This is a genomic window from Pseudomonas sp. HR1, from assembly GCF_030175875.1.
In the GTDB taxonomy this organism is placed as follows: Bacteria; Pseudomonadota; Gammaproteobacteria; order Pseudomonadales; family Pseudomonadaceae; genus Chryseomonas; species Chryseomonas oryzihabitans.
Genome location: NZ_JASNRF010000001.1, coordinates 548,598 through 561,747 on the forward strand (window position 1 = coordinate 548,598; position 13,150 = coordinate 561,747).

15 protein-coding genes, 1 pseudogene and 1 riboswitch are annotated in these 13,150 nt (G+C 68.7%); of the genes and pseudogenes, 5 read left to right on the forward strand and 11 right to left on the reverse strand.

Annotated elements, in window-relative coordinates; all coding sequences use genetic code 11:
- Nucleotides 1–1,574 precede the first annotated feature (1,574 nt).
- Nucleotides 1,575–2,096, forward strand: a pseudogene (locus tag QKY98_RS23870) (methyl-accepting chemotaxis protein); the annotation flags it as partial.
- Here QKY98_RS23870 and ribA read toward each other — a convergent pair.
- The 10 genes from ribA to nrdR form a co-directional block, all read right to left on the reverse strand.
- Complete coding sequence (ribA, locus tag QKY98_RS02475; RefSeq protein WP_027601106.1) at nucleotides 2,097–2,723, reverse strand: GTP cyclohydrolase II; 627 nt, start codon at nucleotides 2,721–2,723, stop codon at nucleotides 2,097–2,099.
- Nucleotides 2,724–2,818: 95 nt separating this feature from the next.
- A complete protein-coding gene (locus tag QKY98_RS02480; protein WP_027599166.1) occupies nucleotides 2,819–3,451 on the reverse strand; it encodes a retropepsin-like aspartic protease family protein in 633 nt (210 codons plus the stop codon).
- A 27-nt stretch (nucleotides 3,452–3,478) separates the two neighbouring features.
- Nucleotides 3,479–3,988 (reverse strand): phosphatidylglycerophosphatase A family protein, encoded by a 510-nt coding sequence (locus QKY98_RS02485; protein WP_044341058.1) that lies wholly within the window; start codon nucleotides 3,986–3,988, stop codon nucleotides 3,479–3,481.
- 21 nt (nucleotides 3,989–4,009) lie between these two features.
- Nucleotides 4,010–4,966 carry a thiamine-phosphate kinase gene (gene thiL / locus QKY98_RS02490; protein WP_278897350.1) on the reverse strand — a complete coding sequence of 319 codons (957 nt, stop codon included), beginning with the start codon at nucleotides 4,964–4,966 and terminating at the stop codon, nucleotides 4,010–4,012.
- Nucleotides 4,967–4,980: 14 nt separating this feature from the next.
- Nucleotides 4,981–5,460 carry a transcription antitermination factor NusB gene (gene nusB / locus QKY98_RS02495; RefSeq protein WP_186353918.1) on the reverse strand — a complete coding sequence of 160 codons (480 nt, stop codon included), beginning with the start codon at nucleotides 5,458–5,460 and terminating at the stop codon, nucleotides 4,981–4,983.
- Nucleotides 5,461–5,468: 8 nt separating this feature from the next.
- Entirely contained in the window at nucleotides 5,469–5,945 is a 477-nt protein-coding gene (gene ribH, locus QKY98_RS02500; protein WP_007161209.1) for a 6,7-dimethyl-8-ribityllumazine synthase, read from the reverse strand.
- 109 nt (nucleotides 5,946–6,054) lie between these two features.
- Nucleotides 6,055–7,143 (reverse strand): bifunctional 3,4-dihydroxy-2-butanone-4-phosphate synthase/GTP cyclohydrolase II, encoded by a 1,089-nt coding sequence (gene ribBA, locus QKY98_RS02505; RefSeq protein ID WP_007161210.1) that lies wholly within the window; start codon nucleotides 7,141–7,143, stop codon nucleotides 6,055–6,057.
- 10 nt (nucleotides 7,144–7,153) lie between these two features.
- A complete protein-coding gene (locus tag QKY98_RS02510; protein WP_007161211.1) occupies nucleotides 7,154–7,816 on the reverse strand; it encodes a riboflavin synthase in 663 nt (220 codons plus the stop codon).
- A 142-nt stretch (nucleotides 7,817–7,958) separates the two neighbouring features.
- A riboswitch (FMN riboswitch) is annotated at nucleotides 7,959–8,117 on the reverse strand.
- A gap of 56 nt (nucleotides 8,118–8,173) precedes the next feature.
- Complete coding sequence (ribD, locus tag QKY98_RS02515) at nucleotides 8,174–9,298, reverse strand: bifunctional diaminohydroxyphosphoribosylaminopyrimidine deaminase/5-amino-6-(5-phosphoribosylamino)uracil reductase RibD (RefSeq protein ID WP_284670299.1); 1,125 nt, start codon at nucleotides 9,296–9,298, stop codon at nucleotides 8,174–8,176.
- Nucleotides 9,295–9,765, reverse strand: a complete 471-nt coding sequence (nrdR, locus tag QKY98_RS02520; protein WP_007161213.1) for a transcriptional regulator NrdR — start codon at nucleotides 9,763–9,765, stop codon at nucleotides 9,295–9,297. The genes ribD and nrdR overlap by 4 nt, the downstream gene beginning before the upstream one ends.
- Before the next feature lie 181 nt (nucleotides 9,766–9,946).
- Here nrdR and QKY98_RS02525 point away from each other — a divergent pair, with 181 nt between their 5' ends.
- The 3 genes from QKY98_RS02525 to trxA all read left to right on the forward strand — a co-directional run bounded on the left by QKY98_RS02525 (nucleotide 9,947) and on the right by trxA (nucleotide 11,993).
- A complete protein-coding gene (locus tag QKY98_RS02525; protein ID WP_027599172.1) occupies nucleotides 9,947–10,411 on the forward strand; it encodes a YbaY family lipoprotein in 465 nt (154 codons plus the stop codon).
- Entirely contained in the window at nucleotides 10,408–11,055 is a 648-nt protein-coding gene (locus QKY98_RS02530; RefSeq protein ID WP_042137291.1) for a class I SAM-dependent methyltransferase, read from the forward strand. Before QKY98_RS02525 ends, QKY98_RS02530 begins: the two co-directional genes overlap by 4 nt.
- A gap of 68 nt (nucleotides 11,056–11,123) precedes the next feature.
- Nucleotides 11,124–11,993 carry a thioredoxin gene (gene trxA, locus QKY98_RS02535; protein WP_284670300.1) on the forward strand — a complete coding sequence of 290 codons (870 nt, stop codon included), beginning with the start codon at nucleotides 11,124–11,126 and terminating at the stop codon, nucleotides 11,991–11,993.
- A gap of 125 nt (nucleotides 11,994–12,118) precedes the next feature.
- Here trxA and QKY98_RS02540 read toward each other — a convergent pair whose 3' ends face one another.
- Nucleotides 12,119–12,475: a hypothetical protein gene (locus QKY98_RS02540; RefSeq protein ID WP_284670301.1), complete on the reverse strand. Its 357-nt coding sequence runs from the start codon at nucleotides 12,473–12,475 to the stop codon at nucleotides 12,119–12,121.
- 122 nt (nucleotides 12,476–12,597) lie between these two features.
- On the opposite strand from QKY98_RS02540, the gene QKY98_RS02545 reads away from it, so the two are divergent.
- Entirely contained in the window at nucleotides 12,598–13,149 is a 552-nt protein-coding gene (locus tag QKY98_RS02545) for a DUF2796 domain-containing protein (protein WP_027599174.1), read from the forward strand.
- Nucleotide 13,150: the final 1 nt, after the last annotated feature.

A 13,150-nucleotide genomic window follows, 5' to 3' on the forward strand; every position in this document is an offset into this window, starting at 1 on the left:
GAAAGATTGCCCGTGGCTGGGCCTGCCTGCGCAACGGAGGTCGACAGGCACGCCTGGAAAAGACCTTTGCCGGCCTGGCCGGCACCCGTCGTGATCTGCTGCTGACCTGGACCCAGAGACACTGGCAGCAACTGGAACGGATCGCCGGGGCGGTGGAGACCGGCTGGCCCGCGCTGGATCCCCAAATCCTGGACGACGCCCTACTGCACCTGAGCGCGGCCTCCGAACTCTTCGTGGTGGATACCCAGGGCCTGGTCCTCGCCTCCACCGCACGTCAGCGCCAGGGGCAGCGGCACGACGCCGCGGCCCTCGCCCGCGGTCTGCAGGCGCCCTTTCTGCAAGGCCCCTATCGCGATCCGGTCACCCTTGCCCTGGGCCCGACCACCTCGGCCTTCCACGATGCCGTCACCCTGCTGTTCCACCAGCCGCTGCGCCAAGCCGGCAAGCCGCTGGGCTGTCTCTGTCTGCGCCTGCCCAACGATGTCCTCAGCGATCTCATTCAGCGCGAGGCTGGGCATGTCTTTCCGGATTCCGGCGACAACTACCTGTTCATGGTCAAGGCGGTCGCCGACCCCAGCATAGCGCCCGGCACCGCGCTGTCGCGCTCGCGCTTCGAAGACGCCACCTTCACCGCCGGCGATAACCTCAAGCAAGGGGTCGCCACCCCCTTCGGGACGGTACGGATCCGCGAGCACACCGAGTTCGAGCTGAAATTCACCGCCCCGGCGACCAAGGAACTGCACCCTGGGGTGCGCGAGACCATTCGCAAGGGGCGCAATCTGTTCGTCGCCTATCCGGGCTATTCCGATTACCGCCACGTCCCGGTGATCGGCGCCGGCCTCACCCTGCAATTGCCCGGTTCGCCGGATACCTGGGGCCTGCTCTGCGAAGCGGATCTGGAAGAAGCCTATCGTGGCGGCAGCCTGACCCAGCACCTGCTGCTCGGCGCCCTGCTGCTGGCCGGTGGCGCCTGGGGCCTGCAGGCCGCACTCAGCCTCTGGCAACCGCTGCGGCAGAGCGGCTTCGCCCTGGGCAGTGCAGCCCTCGCCCTGGCGCTCTACGGCGGTTTGGTGGTGCGGCCCTGTACCCGTCGCCTGCAACGCCTGGGCGACTTCTTCCTGGACATCGCCGAGTGCGGCGCCAGTCTCGACCAGCGCCTGGATCGCCAGGGCTTTCGCGCCGACGAGACCGGCGAGCTGGCTGTCTGGATCAACAGCTTCGTCGATCGCCTCGACACCTCGCTGCAGACCGTCAAGCAGGTCACCCGCGCCCTCAGCGCCGATGCCGCCAGTCTGCAGCGCGGGGCTCAGCACGCCAGCCAGGAAGCCGAACAGCAATGGCAGGCGGCCGAGGCCAACACCCAGGCCATGCAGACGATGCTGCAGGGCAGCCAGGAGATGGCCGCCCATGTGCGCGACAGCAGCGGCCTCTCGACCCGGGCACGCAACGGCAGCGACCACGGCAATCTGCTGGTCGGCCAGGTGGCCCGCGATCTGGAAATCCTCGATGGCACCATCGGCACCTCGGCCAGCACCATCAGCGCGCTCAACGAGCAGACCCACGCGGTGCGCCATGTCACCGACACCATCCGCGGCATCGCCGAACAGACCAACCTGCTGGCGCTGAACGCCGCCATCGAAGCGGCCCGCGCCGGCGATCAGGGACGCGGCTTCGCCGTGGTCGCCGACGAGGTGCGGCGCCTGGCCAATCATTCGGCGGATTCCACCCGCGAGATCGCCAGCATCCTCGACCAGATCCGTCTGCTGTCGGAACAGGCGGTGGCCGCCATGCAGCGCTGCAAGGCGGACGCCCAGACCTCGCGCAGTCGTTCGGATCAGGCCCAGGAGGCCTTGGGCGCCATTGATCGCGATGTCGGCGCGCTGCAGGAGCACCTGACCCACATCGGCCACACCCTGGAGGCCCTGGATACCAGCGGCAACCAGCTGCAGCTACGCAGCCAGGCGGCCCAGGACCAGGCACGGCGCAGCGCCGAGCTGGCCCAGACCACCCTGGGCGCCAGTCGCAACGTGGATCAACAGGTACTGGAATTGCAGGAAGCCGCGCAGCGCCTGGAACCGGCGCGCGCAGCCGGCTGATCAGGAGGCCGGATCGGCGGTCTCTTCGTTCTGATGCAGATTGCCGAGCATATGGCCGAGCTTGCCGGCCTTGGTCAGCAGATAGCGGCGGTTGTGCGGATTGAGGCCTTCCTGCAGCGGCACCCGCTCGGCGACCGGGATGCCCAGGACCTCGAGCGCCTTCACCTTGCGCGGATTGTTGGTCATCAGCCGCAGCGAGGTGATGCCGAGGTGTTCGAGCATCGGCTTGCACAGCGCATAGGTGCGCTGGTCGGCGCCGAAACCCAGCCGCTCGTTGGCTTCCACGGTATCGGCGCCGGCATCCTGCAACTCATAGGCGCGGATCTTGTTGAGCAGGCCGATGCCGCGTCCTTCCTGGCGCAGATAGAGCAGCACGCCACGCCCGGCTTCGGCGATGGCGCGCAGCGCCGCTTCCAGCTGGAAGCCACAGTCGCATCTCAGACTGAACAGCGCATCGCCGGTCAGGCACTCGGAATGCAGCCGTCCCAGGACCGGCTCGCCATCGGCCACGTCACCGAAGGTCAGGGCGACGTGCTCCTTGCCATCGGTTTCGTCGAGGAAACCGTGCATGGTGAACAGGCCAAAGGGGGTGGGCAGTTGGGAGGCGGCGACAAAGACGACGGACACCTGCGGGCTCCTGGCGGGGAAAGACGTACATTGTAACCTTTTCCCCGGCTCCGGCGTCATCGCCAGGGGTTATGACGTCGATACCCGATGATCTATCAGCGTGCCTGGACGTAGAAGATGCCCTGGGCCTCGCGCCAGCCCACGCGGTTGAGGAAACTCATGCCCAGCAGGCCCTGGCTGGGATAGTTGCCTTCCAGGACCATGGCGTCCACCCCGACCACCTCGACATCGCCCAGGCGCACCTGCTTGAGCGTGGTGCGCCAGGCGCGGGCATGGCCGCTGGCGGTCTCCACCCAGCCCGGGGTACCGTCGCGATAGCTGATGCCCAGCTGATCGGCCTGGGCGCCACTCAGGGCGACACTGGTGGCACCGGTGTCCACCAGCAGCGACACCGGACGGCCATTGACGTTGGCGGTGACCTGGTAATGGCCGTTGTTGCTGCGCGGCACGCTGAATTCGCGGCGCTGCGGGGCGCTGTAGCCATCGCTGTATTCGCGGTCGAGGGTAAAGGCCTGGGTCCGGCCGTCGATGCGCAGCACCGCCTGCTGGGGATCCGCGCTGACCACCTCGACGTCGTCCAGGCGCTGGCCGACCCGCAGCAACTTGCGCTGGCCATTGACGTTGACCACCGCCGCGCCGTTGAACAACCCCACGACCCTGACCTGGGGTTGCGCCCAGGCGAGCGAACCGACGGCCAACAGGAGGCCGTACGCGCCCAGTCTTTTCACTGCCCTGCTCCTTGGGCCTGCGTCTCGTCAGCCGACGAGATGACCCCAACCGATGTGTAATCCCTGAACCACCAGCCAGGCGAGGATGCCGGCCAGTACATCGTCGACCATGATGCCGACGCCGCCGCGGACATTGACATCCAGCCAGCGGATTGGCCAGGGCTTGCAGATGTCCAGCACGCGGAAGGCGACGAAACCCACCAGCAGCCAGATCAGGCCCGGCGGCGCCAGCCAGAAGGTGATCCAGATGCCGACCATCTCGTCCCAGACGATGCCCTCGTGATCGTGCACGCCCAGCTCGCGGGCGACCTTGCCGCACAACCAGCAGCCGAAGACGGTCAGCAGCACCAGCAGCAGCGGATAGCTCCAGCCGCCGAGCAGCTGCCAGAGCGGCAGGAAGGGCAAGGCGATCAGCGAACCCCAGGTCCCGGGCGCCTTGGGCAGGGTGCCGGAACCCAGGCCGAAGGCCAGGAAGTGCCAGGGATCGCGCCAGACCGACGGAGGGACCGGCTGGGCGGGGGCTTGCTGTTCACTCAAGAGAGGACTCCGCGCGGGGCGCTAGAAATGTTGGAAGCCGGCCTGCGCCGGGATCATGGGCTGACCGTCGGCGGCGAGGACGACAACGCCACTGCCCGCCTCGACTCGCCCGATCACCTGCGCCTGGGGCCAGGCGGCGGCCAGGGCCGGCGCCTGGTCCGGCGGCAGGGTGAAGACCAGCAGATAGTCGTCGCCTGCGCCGAGGGCCAGGCGCAGCACCTCGTCGGCGGGAAAGAGTTCGGCCAGCGCCGGACTCACCGGCAGCCGCGCCGCCTCCACGACCAGGCGGACGCCGGAGGCCGCGGCGATATGGCCGCAATCGGCCACCAGGCCATCGGAGACGTCCTGGGCCGCCGTCGCCCGACCCCGTAGCCAGAGGCCGAGGTCGAATTGCGGCTGGGGTGCCCAGTAGCGTGCCAGCAGGTGCCGACTGGCGGCACCCTCCGCGGCACGCTGACCAAGGACGAAGGGCAAGGCCCCGCCGGCCTCGCCCGGCGCACCGCCCAGGCACAGCAGATCACCCGGGCGGGCGCCGCTGCGCAAGAGCGCCTGACCGGCCGGCACCTGACCGAAGACCGTGAGGGTGAGGGACAGCGGACCGCGGGTGGTGTCACCACCGACCAGGCGCAGCTCGCACTGCTCGGCCATCTGTACAAGGCCTGCCGCCAGGCCTTCCAGCCAGGCGGGCTCGATGCTCGGCAGGGTCAGCGCCAGGGTGAAGCCCAGCGGCGTGGCGCCCATGGCGGCGAGGTCGCTGGCGCTCACCGCCAGGGCGCGCTGGCCGAGGCCATGGGCATCCGGGCAGGGATCGGGGAAATGCACCCCGGCGGTCAGGGTATCGGTGGAGACCGCCAGCTGTTCACCCGGGGCGGGTGCCAGCAGCGCGCAGTCGTCACCGATGCCCAGCGCCACGCCGGGTCCGCCACGGGCGCAAGGCGCCGCGGCGAAATAGCGACGGATGAGTTCGAATTCACCCATGCCGGCGCGGGCGATCAGCGCTTGCCGCGCAACTCGGCGCTGCGCAGCTTGGGCGCCAGCTTGTCCAGCACGCCGTTGACGAACTTGTGGCCGTCGGTGGCGCCGAAGATCTTGGCCAGCTCGATGCCCTCGTTGATCACCACGCGATAGGGCACGTCGATGCGCTTGAGCAGCTCGTAGCAGGACAACCGCAGCACGGCCAGCTCGACCGGGTCGACCTCGTCCATGGCACGGTCCAGGCAGGGCAGGATCAGACCGTCGATCTCGCCCTTGTTGGCCGGGACGCCGTGGAGGATTTCATGGAAGTAGGCGCCGTCGACCTTGGCGAAATCGTTGTCGACGCGAAACTGCGCCTCGATCTCGTTGATCGCCTGGCCCGCCATGTGCCACTGGTACAGGGCCTGGACCGACAGGCTGCGCGCTTCGCGGCGGGCAGCCAGTTTGCCGGTGGGGGCCTTCTTGCCCGCGGGCCTGCCGGCCGCGGGCGGAGTCAGATCGCCGCTCACTTGGCCTCCAGCTGCGCCAGCAGGCTGACCATTTCCAGGGCGGACAGGGCGGCTTCGGCGCCCTTGTTGCCGGCCTTGGTGCCGGAGCGCTCGATGGCCTGCTCGATGGAATCGACGGTCAGGACGCCAAAGGACACCGGCACGCCGAATTCCATGGAGACCTGGGCCAGACCCTTGGTGCACTCGCCGGCCACGTATTCGAAGTGGGGGGTGCCGCCACGGATCACCGCGCCGAGAGCGATGATGGCGTCGAATTCGTCGCGCTGGGCGATCTTCTGCACCGCCAGCGGGATCTCGAAGGCGCCGGGGACGCGGATGATGGTCAGGTCGTCCGGCTTGATGCCGTGACGCACCAGGGCGTCGATGGCGCCCTGCAGCAGGCTTTCGACGACGAAGCTGTTGAAGCGACCGACCACCAGGGCGAAACGGCCCTGAGGAGCGATGAAGGTGCCTTCAAAGGTCTTGATGTTCATGTGCGGGTCCAGTTGTCAAAGAGCCGGACGGCCGGCAGTGCCAGGCCGTCCGTGGAAATCCAGGTGAAGCGCGCCATGCCACCCGGGCGGGGCGCGCCAGGCGGAAGGGTCATTCTTCAGGAGGCAGATAGTCTACTACTTCCAGGTCGAAGCCGGATATGGCATTGAACTTCATCGGCGAGCTGAGCAGACGCATCTGACGAATGCCCAGGTCGCGGAGGATCTGCGAACCGGCCCCGACGGTGCTGTAGGTGGACAGCGCCTTGGGCACCGGCAGCGGCTCGCGCAGGTGCGCCAGCAGGTCGTCGCCCTCGATCGAGTGACCGAGCAGCAGCACCACGCCGGTGCCTTCCCGGGCCACGCGCTCCATGGCGCTGCGCAGACTCCAGCGACCCGGCTGGTGCACCTGCAGGAGGTCGCGCAGCGGATCCATGTTGTGCACCCGCACCAGCGGCAGCTCCTGGCCGGCCAGGTCGCCACGGATCAGCGCCAGGTGGACGTCGCCCTCCACCTCGTCGCGGTAGGTCACCAGCTTGAACGGACCGAGTTCGGTCTCCAGCTGCTGCTCATCGATGCGCTTGACGGTGTGCTCGTGCAGCAGGCGGTAGTGGATCAGATCGGCGATGGTGCCGACCTTGAGGCCGTGCTGCTCGGCGAAGGCTTCGAGTTCGTCGCGCCGGGCCATGGTGCCGTCGTCGTTCATCACCTCGCAGATCACCCCGCTCTCGGCGAAACCGGCCATGCGCGCCAGGTCGCAGGCGGCTTCGGTGTGGCCGGCGCGCGCCAGCACGCCGCCGGGCTGGGCCATCAGCGGAAACATGTGGCCGGGGCTGACCACGTCGCCGGCCTTGGCGTCCTTGGCGATGGCGGCCTGCACGGTGCGCGCGCGGTCGGCGGCGGAGATGCCGGTGCTGATGCCTTCGGCGGCCTCGATGGACACGGTGAACTTGGTGCCGAAGCCGGAGGCGTTGCGGCTGGCCATCATCGGCAGGTTGAGGCGTTCGCAGAGGCCCTTGCTCATGGGCATGCAGATCAGGCCGCGGGCATGGCGGGCCATGAAGTTGATGTGTTCGGCGGTGACGCATTCGGAGGCGATGATGATGTCGCCTTCGTTCTCGCGGTCCTCGTCGTCCATGAGGATGACCATCTTGCCCGCGCGGATGTCCTGGATGATGTCTTCGATGCTGGAAAGTGCCACGGTGTCGTCCTTAGCGCTGCAGATAGCCGTGTTCGGCGAGAAAGTGTTCGGTGACGCCGCCCTTGCTGGACTCGGCGGCCTTGTCGCCCAGCAGCAGGCGCTCCAGGTAGCGGGCCAGCAGGTCCACCTCCAGGTTCACCCGGCGCCCGGGACGGTAGTCGGCCATGATGGTCTCGCCGAGGGTATGGGGGACGATGGTCAGCTCGAATTCGGCGCCATCCACGGCGTTCACCGTGAGGCTGACGCCGTCCACGGTGATCGAGCCCTTGAGCGCGATGTAGCGGGCCAGCTCGGCCGGGGCGCGCAGGCGGAACTGCACGGCGCGGGCGTTATCGGCGCGGGAGACCACTTCGCCGAGTCCGTCCACGTGGCCGCTGACCAGGTGGCCGCCAAGGCGACTGGTGGGCATCAGCGCCTTTTCCAGGTTGACCCGGCTGCCGGGCTTGAGACCGCCCAGGCTGGTGAGGCTCAGGGTCTCGCGACTGACGTCGGCCCAGAAGCCGTCGCCGGGCAATTCCACGGCGGTAAGGCAGACGCCATTTACGGCGATGCTGTCGCCGAGCTTGACGTCGGCAAGGTCGAGCTTGCCGGTGGCGACATAGAGGCGCACGTCGCCGCCCTTGGGCGTGAGGGCGCGGATCTCGCCGAGGGCTTCGATGATTCCGGTAAACATCAGCTCAGGCCTCCGAGAGGTAGAGCCGGAAAGGCGGTGCAGCTAAACATCGACGAACTCCTGTTTCGGTGAAAAAACAGGGCGCACGGACAGAAGGGAAATCAGACGGACGAGGGGCTCGCACCCCTGCCAGGCGAGGCTATCCCGTTCTCTCTCATCCGGACTATGACCGTCGGCCCCGGAATCCAACCGGGTCTGCTGACCTCCCCCGCCGCAGAGGACGAGAGAGCGCTCGCGGGCTCGTCCCGACTGATCGGGCGTTACCGCCGGTGGGGAATTGCACCCCGCCCTGAGAACTCGCCGCCCGCAGGCAGCGCAGGTTTTGTAACACAGTTCGCCGCCGCGGGGCCAGGGGCGTCAGGTGTCCCTGGCCGGTCGGGCGATCAGGTGCAGGTCCGCGCCCACCGGCGTGGCACTGAAGATTTCCAGCTGCGGCGCCTGGGCCAGGTGCTCCAGCGGCCAGTCCAGCAACGGCCGGGCGCTGGAACCGAGGAACTTGGGCGCCAGGAACAGATGATATTCATCGACCAGTCCGGCCTGGGCGAAGGCACCGGCCAGACGCGGTCCGGCTTCCACCAGCACATCGTTGACCTGCTCGCGGCCCAGGCGGGTCAGCAGCTCCGCCAGATCGACCTGGCCCTGGGCGCCGGGCAGCGCCAGGTAGTCGTGCCCGGCCGCCGCATAGGCCGGCGCCTCGCCGGCCATACCGACGACCCGCGCCGTGCCGACCTGGAAAAAGGGGGCGTCCAGCGGTACCCGGCCACGACCGTCCACCAGCAGCCGCTGCGGCGTGCGCAGGGTGGCCAGCTCCAGTTCTGGGCCACTCAGGCCCAATTCGCTCGGGCGCACGGTCAGGCGCGCGCCATCGGCGAGCACGGTGTCGGCGCCGGTGATCACCACCCCCGCCTCGGCACGCAGTCGCTGCACGCTCTGGCGCGCCGCCGGCCCGGTGATCCACTGGCTTTCGCCGTTGGCCATGGCGGTGCGGCCATCCAGGCTCAGTGCCAACTTGACCCGCACGAAGGGCCGCCCGGTCAGCATGCGCTGGATGAAGCCGGCATTGAGCGCCCGCGCCTCGGCTTCCAGCACCCCGGCGCGGGTAGCGATGCCGGCGGCGGCGAGGCGCGCCAGGCCGCGACCGGCCACCAGCGGATTGGGATCGGTCATGGCAGCCACCACCTCGGCCACCCCGGCGGCCACCAGGGCATCCGCGCAAGGCGGGGTGCGGCCATGGTGGCTGCAGGGTTCCAGGGTCACATAGGCGGTGGCGCCACGCGCGGCCTCGACTGCCTGGCGCAGCGCATGCACCTCGGCATGGGGACCGCCGGCCTGGCGATGCCAGCCCTCGCCCACCACCTGGCCGTCACGGACGAGCACGCAGCCCACCCGCGGATTGGGCGCCGTGCTGTAGCGGCCGCAGGCGGCCAGCGCCAGGGCGCGGGCCATCCAGAATTCGTCGTTCACCGCGTCCGTGTCGCTCATACCGGTTGCTTGCCCGGGTCCTGGGCCAGCCGCTCGATTTCGTCGCGGAACTCGGCCAGGTCCTGGAATTGCCGATAGACCGAGGCGAAGCGGATGTAGGCCACCTGATCCAGCTTGCGCAGTTCGTCCATCACCAGTTCACCCACCACCCGCGAACGGATCTCCCGCTCGCCGGTGGCGCGCAGCCGGTGCTTGATCAGGGCGATGGCCTCTTCCAGGCGCTCGACGCTGACCGGGCGCTTCTCCAGGGCGCGCTGCATGCCGGCGCGCAACTTGTCCTCGTCGAAGGGCTGGCGGGTGCCGTCCTGCTTGATCAGCCGTGGCAGCACCAGCTCGGCGGTCTCGAAGGTGGTGAAGCGTTCCTGGCAGGCCAGGCACTCACGCCGCCGGCGCACCTGCTCGCCGGCCGCAACCAGCCGGGAATCCGTGACCTTGGTGTCGTGGGCGCCGCAGAAGGGACAATGCATGGGGGAGTCGACCGCCGGAAGGGAAAGCCCTCATGGTACCCGATCACCCCCTGGCGGGAACCTCCGGGTACCAGACGAATCGACAGCCAGGAGCCGCCGGGCTATAAGAGCGCACTGTGTTCGACGACCCCTCTCCAGCCTCCCGTGCCGCCCTCGCCGGCGGCGACCTCCGGATCCCGCCATGACCCCACGCGTCCTCCTGCCCCTGCTGCTCACCGGTCTGCTCGTGGCCTGCTCCAGCCCACCCGAAACCACGCCGCCGCAGCCCACCACCCCAGCCGACGAGCCGGTCCCGGTGGCCGGCGCTCCCACCCCGGCCAATCTGCGCGAGATCTCCGGGGTGCTGCGCAATGCCCAGGGCCTGGTCCCGGCCGGCGCCCAGGTGGAGATCGCCCTGCTGGCGGTCAATGCCAAGGGCCTGCCGCAGCGCCTGCTGGCCAGCGAGACGGTGACCGGCAAGGGCGCGCCCCTGGCCTTCCGCCTGCCCTTCAATCCGGAGATCTTTCCCACCCGCCCGGATCTCAAGGTGGAATTCCACGCGCGCCTGATCCAGGCCGGTCAGCTGGCCAGCTATCTGCCGCCGGTGAATGTCGGCGGACCGACCACGCAGAATCTCGGCGAACTGGTGCTGAACCAGACCCCGTGACGCCCCCGGCCGACCTCGTCGCCGCCCTGACGGCTCTACTCGGCGACGCCCGCCTCTGTCTGCAGGCGTTGCCCGACAGCGACCTGTCGCTGTGGTTGATCGATCCGGCCAACATGGCGCGGGCCTTTTCCCCCGCGGAAACCCAGCGCCTGTTGGAGGCACCGCCCTACTGGGCCTTCTGCTGGGCCAGCGGCCTGGCCCTGGCGCGCTGGATCGTCGCCCATCCCGAGCACGTTGCCGGGCGCCAGGTCCTGGATTTCGGCAGCGGCTCGGGCATCGCCGGACTCGCCGCCGCCCGGGCCGGCGCGGCGCGGGTGGTCTGCTGCGACCTCGATCCCCTGGCCCTGGCGGCCTGTCGCGCCAATGCCCAGGCCAACGCCGTGCAGATCGAGACGCTGGACGATTTCTCTGCCAGCACCGAGCGCTTCGATCTCATCCTGGCCGCCGACGTCCTCTACGACCGTGCCAATCTGCCCCTGCTGGACCTCCTGCAGGCGCGCGCCGAGCGGATCCTGCTGGCCGATTCGCGGGTACGCGACCTCGCTCACCCCGGCTTCACCCGCGTCGCCATGCTCCAGGCCTGCACCCTGCCGGATCTGGCCGAGCCGGACGAATTCCGCCGCGTGGCGCTCTATCGGGGCTGAGCCGGCCCGCCTTGTTTCCAAGCCCGGCGCCCCCACCTATAGTGCAACTTTCGTCTGCCGAGTCCGCCATGAGCCAGGTCCCCTACATTTTCGACGCCACCCTCGACACCTTCCAGCAACAGGTCATCGATGCCTCCTTCAGCACCCCGGTGCTGGTGGACTTCTGGGCCGAGTGGTGCGCGCCCTGCAAGGTGCTGATGCCGCTGCTGGCCAAGATCACCGAGTCCTATGGCGGCGCTCTGCACCTGGCCAAGGTCAACTGCGACATCGAGCAGGAACTGGTGATGAGATTCGGCATCCGCAGCCTGCCCACCGTGGTGCTGTTCAAGGATGGCCAGCCGGTCGACGGCTTCGCCGGCGCCCAGCCGGAATCGGCCATCCGCGCCCTGCTCGAACCCCATGTCCAGGCCCTGCCGCCGGCCGAGGAAGATCCGCTGGACGCCGCCCAGGCCTTGTTCGCCGAGGGTCGTTTCGCCGAAGCCGAGGCGCTGCTCAAGGCCGTGCTGGAAGAAGACAACAGCGACGCCCTGGCGCTGATCCTCTATGCCCGCTGCCTGGCCGAGCGCAATGAACTGGACGATGCCCAGGCCGTGCTGGACGCGGTCAAGGGTGACGAACACAAGCAGGCCCTGGCCGGTGCCCGTGCCCAGCTGACCTTCCTGCGCCAGGCCGCCAGCCTGCCCGAGGTCGCCGACCTCAAGAGCCGCCTGGCTCGCGATGCCGGCGACGACGAGGCCGCCTACCAAATGGCCGTGCAGCAACTGGCCCGCCAGCAATACGAACCGGCACTGGATGGCCTGCTGGAGCTGTTCCGCCGTAATCGCGGCTACGGCGACGATCTGCCACGCAAGACCCTGGTGCAGGTCTTCGATCTGCTGGGCAATGACCACCCGCTGGTCGCCACCTATCGCCGCCGCCTGTACCAGGCGCTGTACTAAGCGCCGGTCAACCATGGCTGCGTCGTCCCGGACGCAGCCTTATCCACCGCGGGCGTCCTCCCAGCGCGGTGGACATTCGGTAGCGTGGAAAACCGCGCAGCGTTTTCCACTCCCCCGCTCCAGCCTCACCCCTGCCAGATATAGAACTGCGCTTCGCCCACCCGCTCCATGCGCACCTGGGGACTGTGCCTCAGCCGCACCAGCAGCTGCTTGGCCACGCCCAGATTGCCGGTGAGCTTTTCCAGCGCCACGAGGATGTCAGGCCCGCTGAGCCGTCCGGCGGAGCTGAGCAGCTTCACCACCTGATCCCAGAGCATGTCGCCACCCGACTTGGATCCGCTGGGTGCGGCGCTCACGGCCGCGGCAGGCAAGGGCGCCTCGGTCGGCCGCAGGGCGGCGGCCAGGCGTTGCCAGTCGGCCTCCTCCAGTTCCACCGTGAGATCCACGGGCTGGCTGCCGATGGTTCCGCGAATGCGTACCATGGTGTTCTCCTCGTCGTGCAGAGTCCCATGCTCCCACAGCCATCGGCCCACGCCAAACCGAGGTTGCAGCGCATAAATGCAACAACATAACATAGCGCCTCTCCACCCTTTGGAAGTCCACCATGCGCCTGCCCCTGCTGACCCTCTGTCTTGCCGCCGTGCTCGCCCAACCGGCCTTTGCTCATGGTACCGATGACGACCATGACGAACACGAGCACGGCGCCCTGGGCGCCCATGTGCACGGCGAATCCCACCTCGACGTGGCCCAGACCGACAGCGGCCTGGAACTCCAGTGGCGCAGTCCGGCGGCCGATCTGCTGGGCTTCGAACATGCTCCGCGCAATCGGCAGGAAGAAGACGCCGTCGCCGCCCTGCGCCAGAGTCTGGAAAATCCCCAGGCCCTGGTGAAGCTGCCCGCCGCCGCCGATTGCCGCCTGACCGAAGCCAGCGCCATCAGCCCGCTGTTCGCCAAGGATTCCAGCGCCAGCGGCCATCTCGACGTGGAGGCCAGCATGAGCTTCAACTGCAGCAAGCCGGGCGCGCTCGCCAGCCTGGATCTCTCCGGCTGGTTCGCCCGCTTCCCCAACAGTCACAGCGTCGAGGTCCAGGCCATCGTCGCCAGCGGCCAGCAGGGCGCCGAACTGACCGCCCGGCAACCGCAGCTCAAGTGGTAGG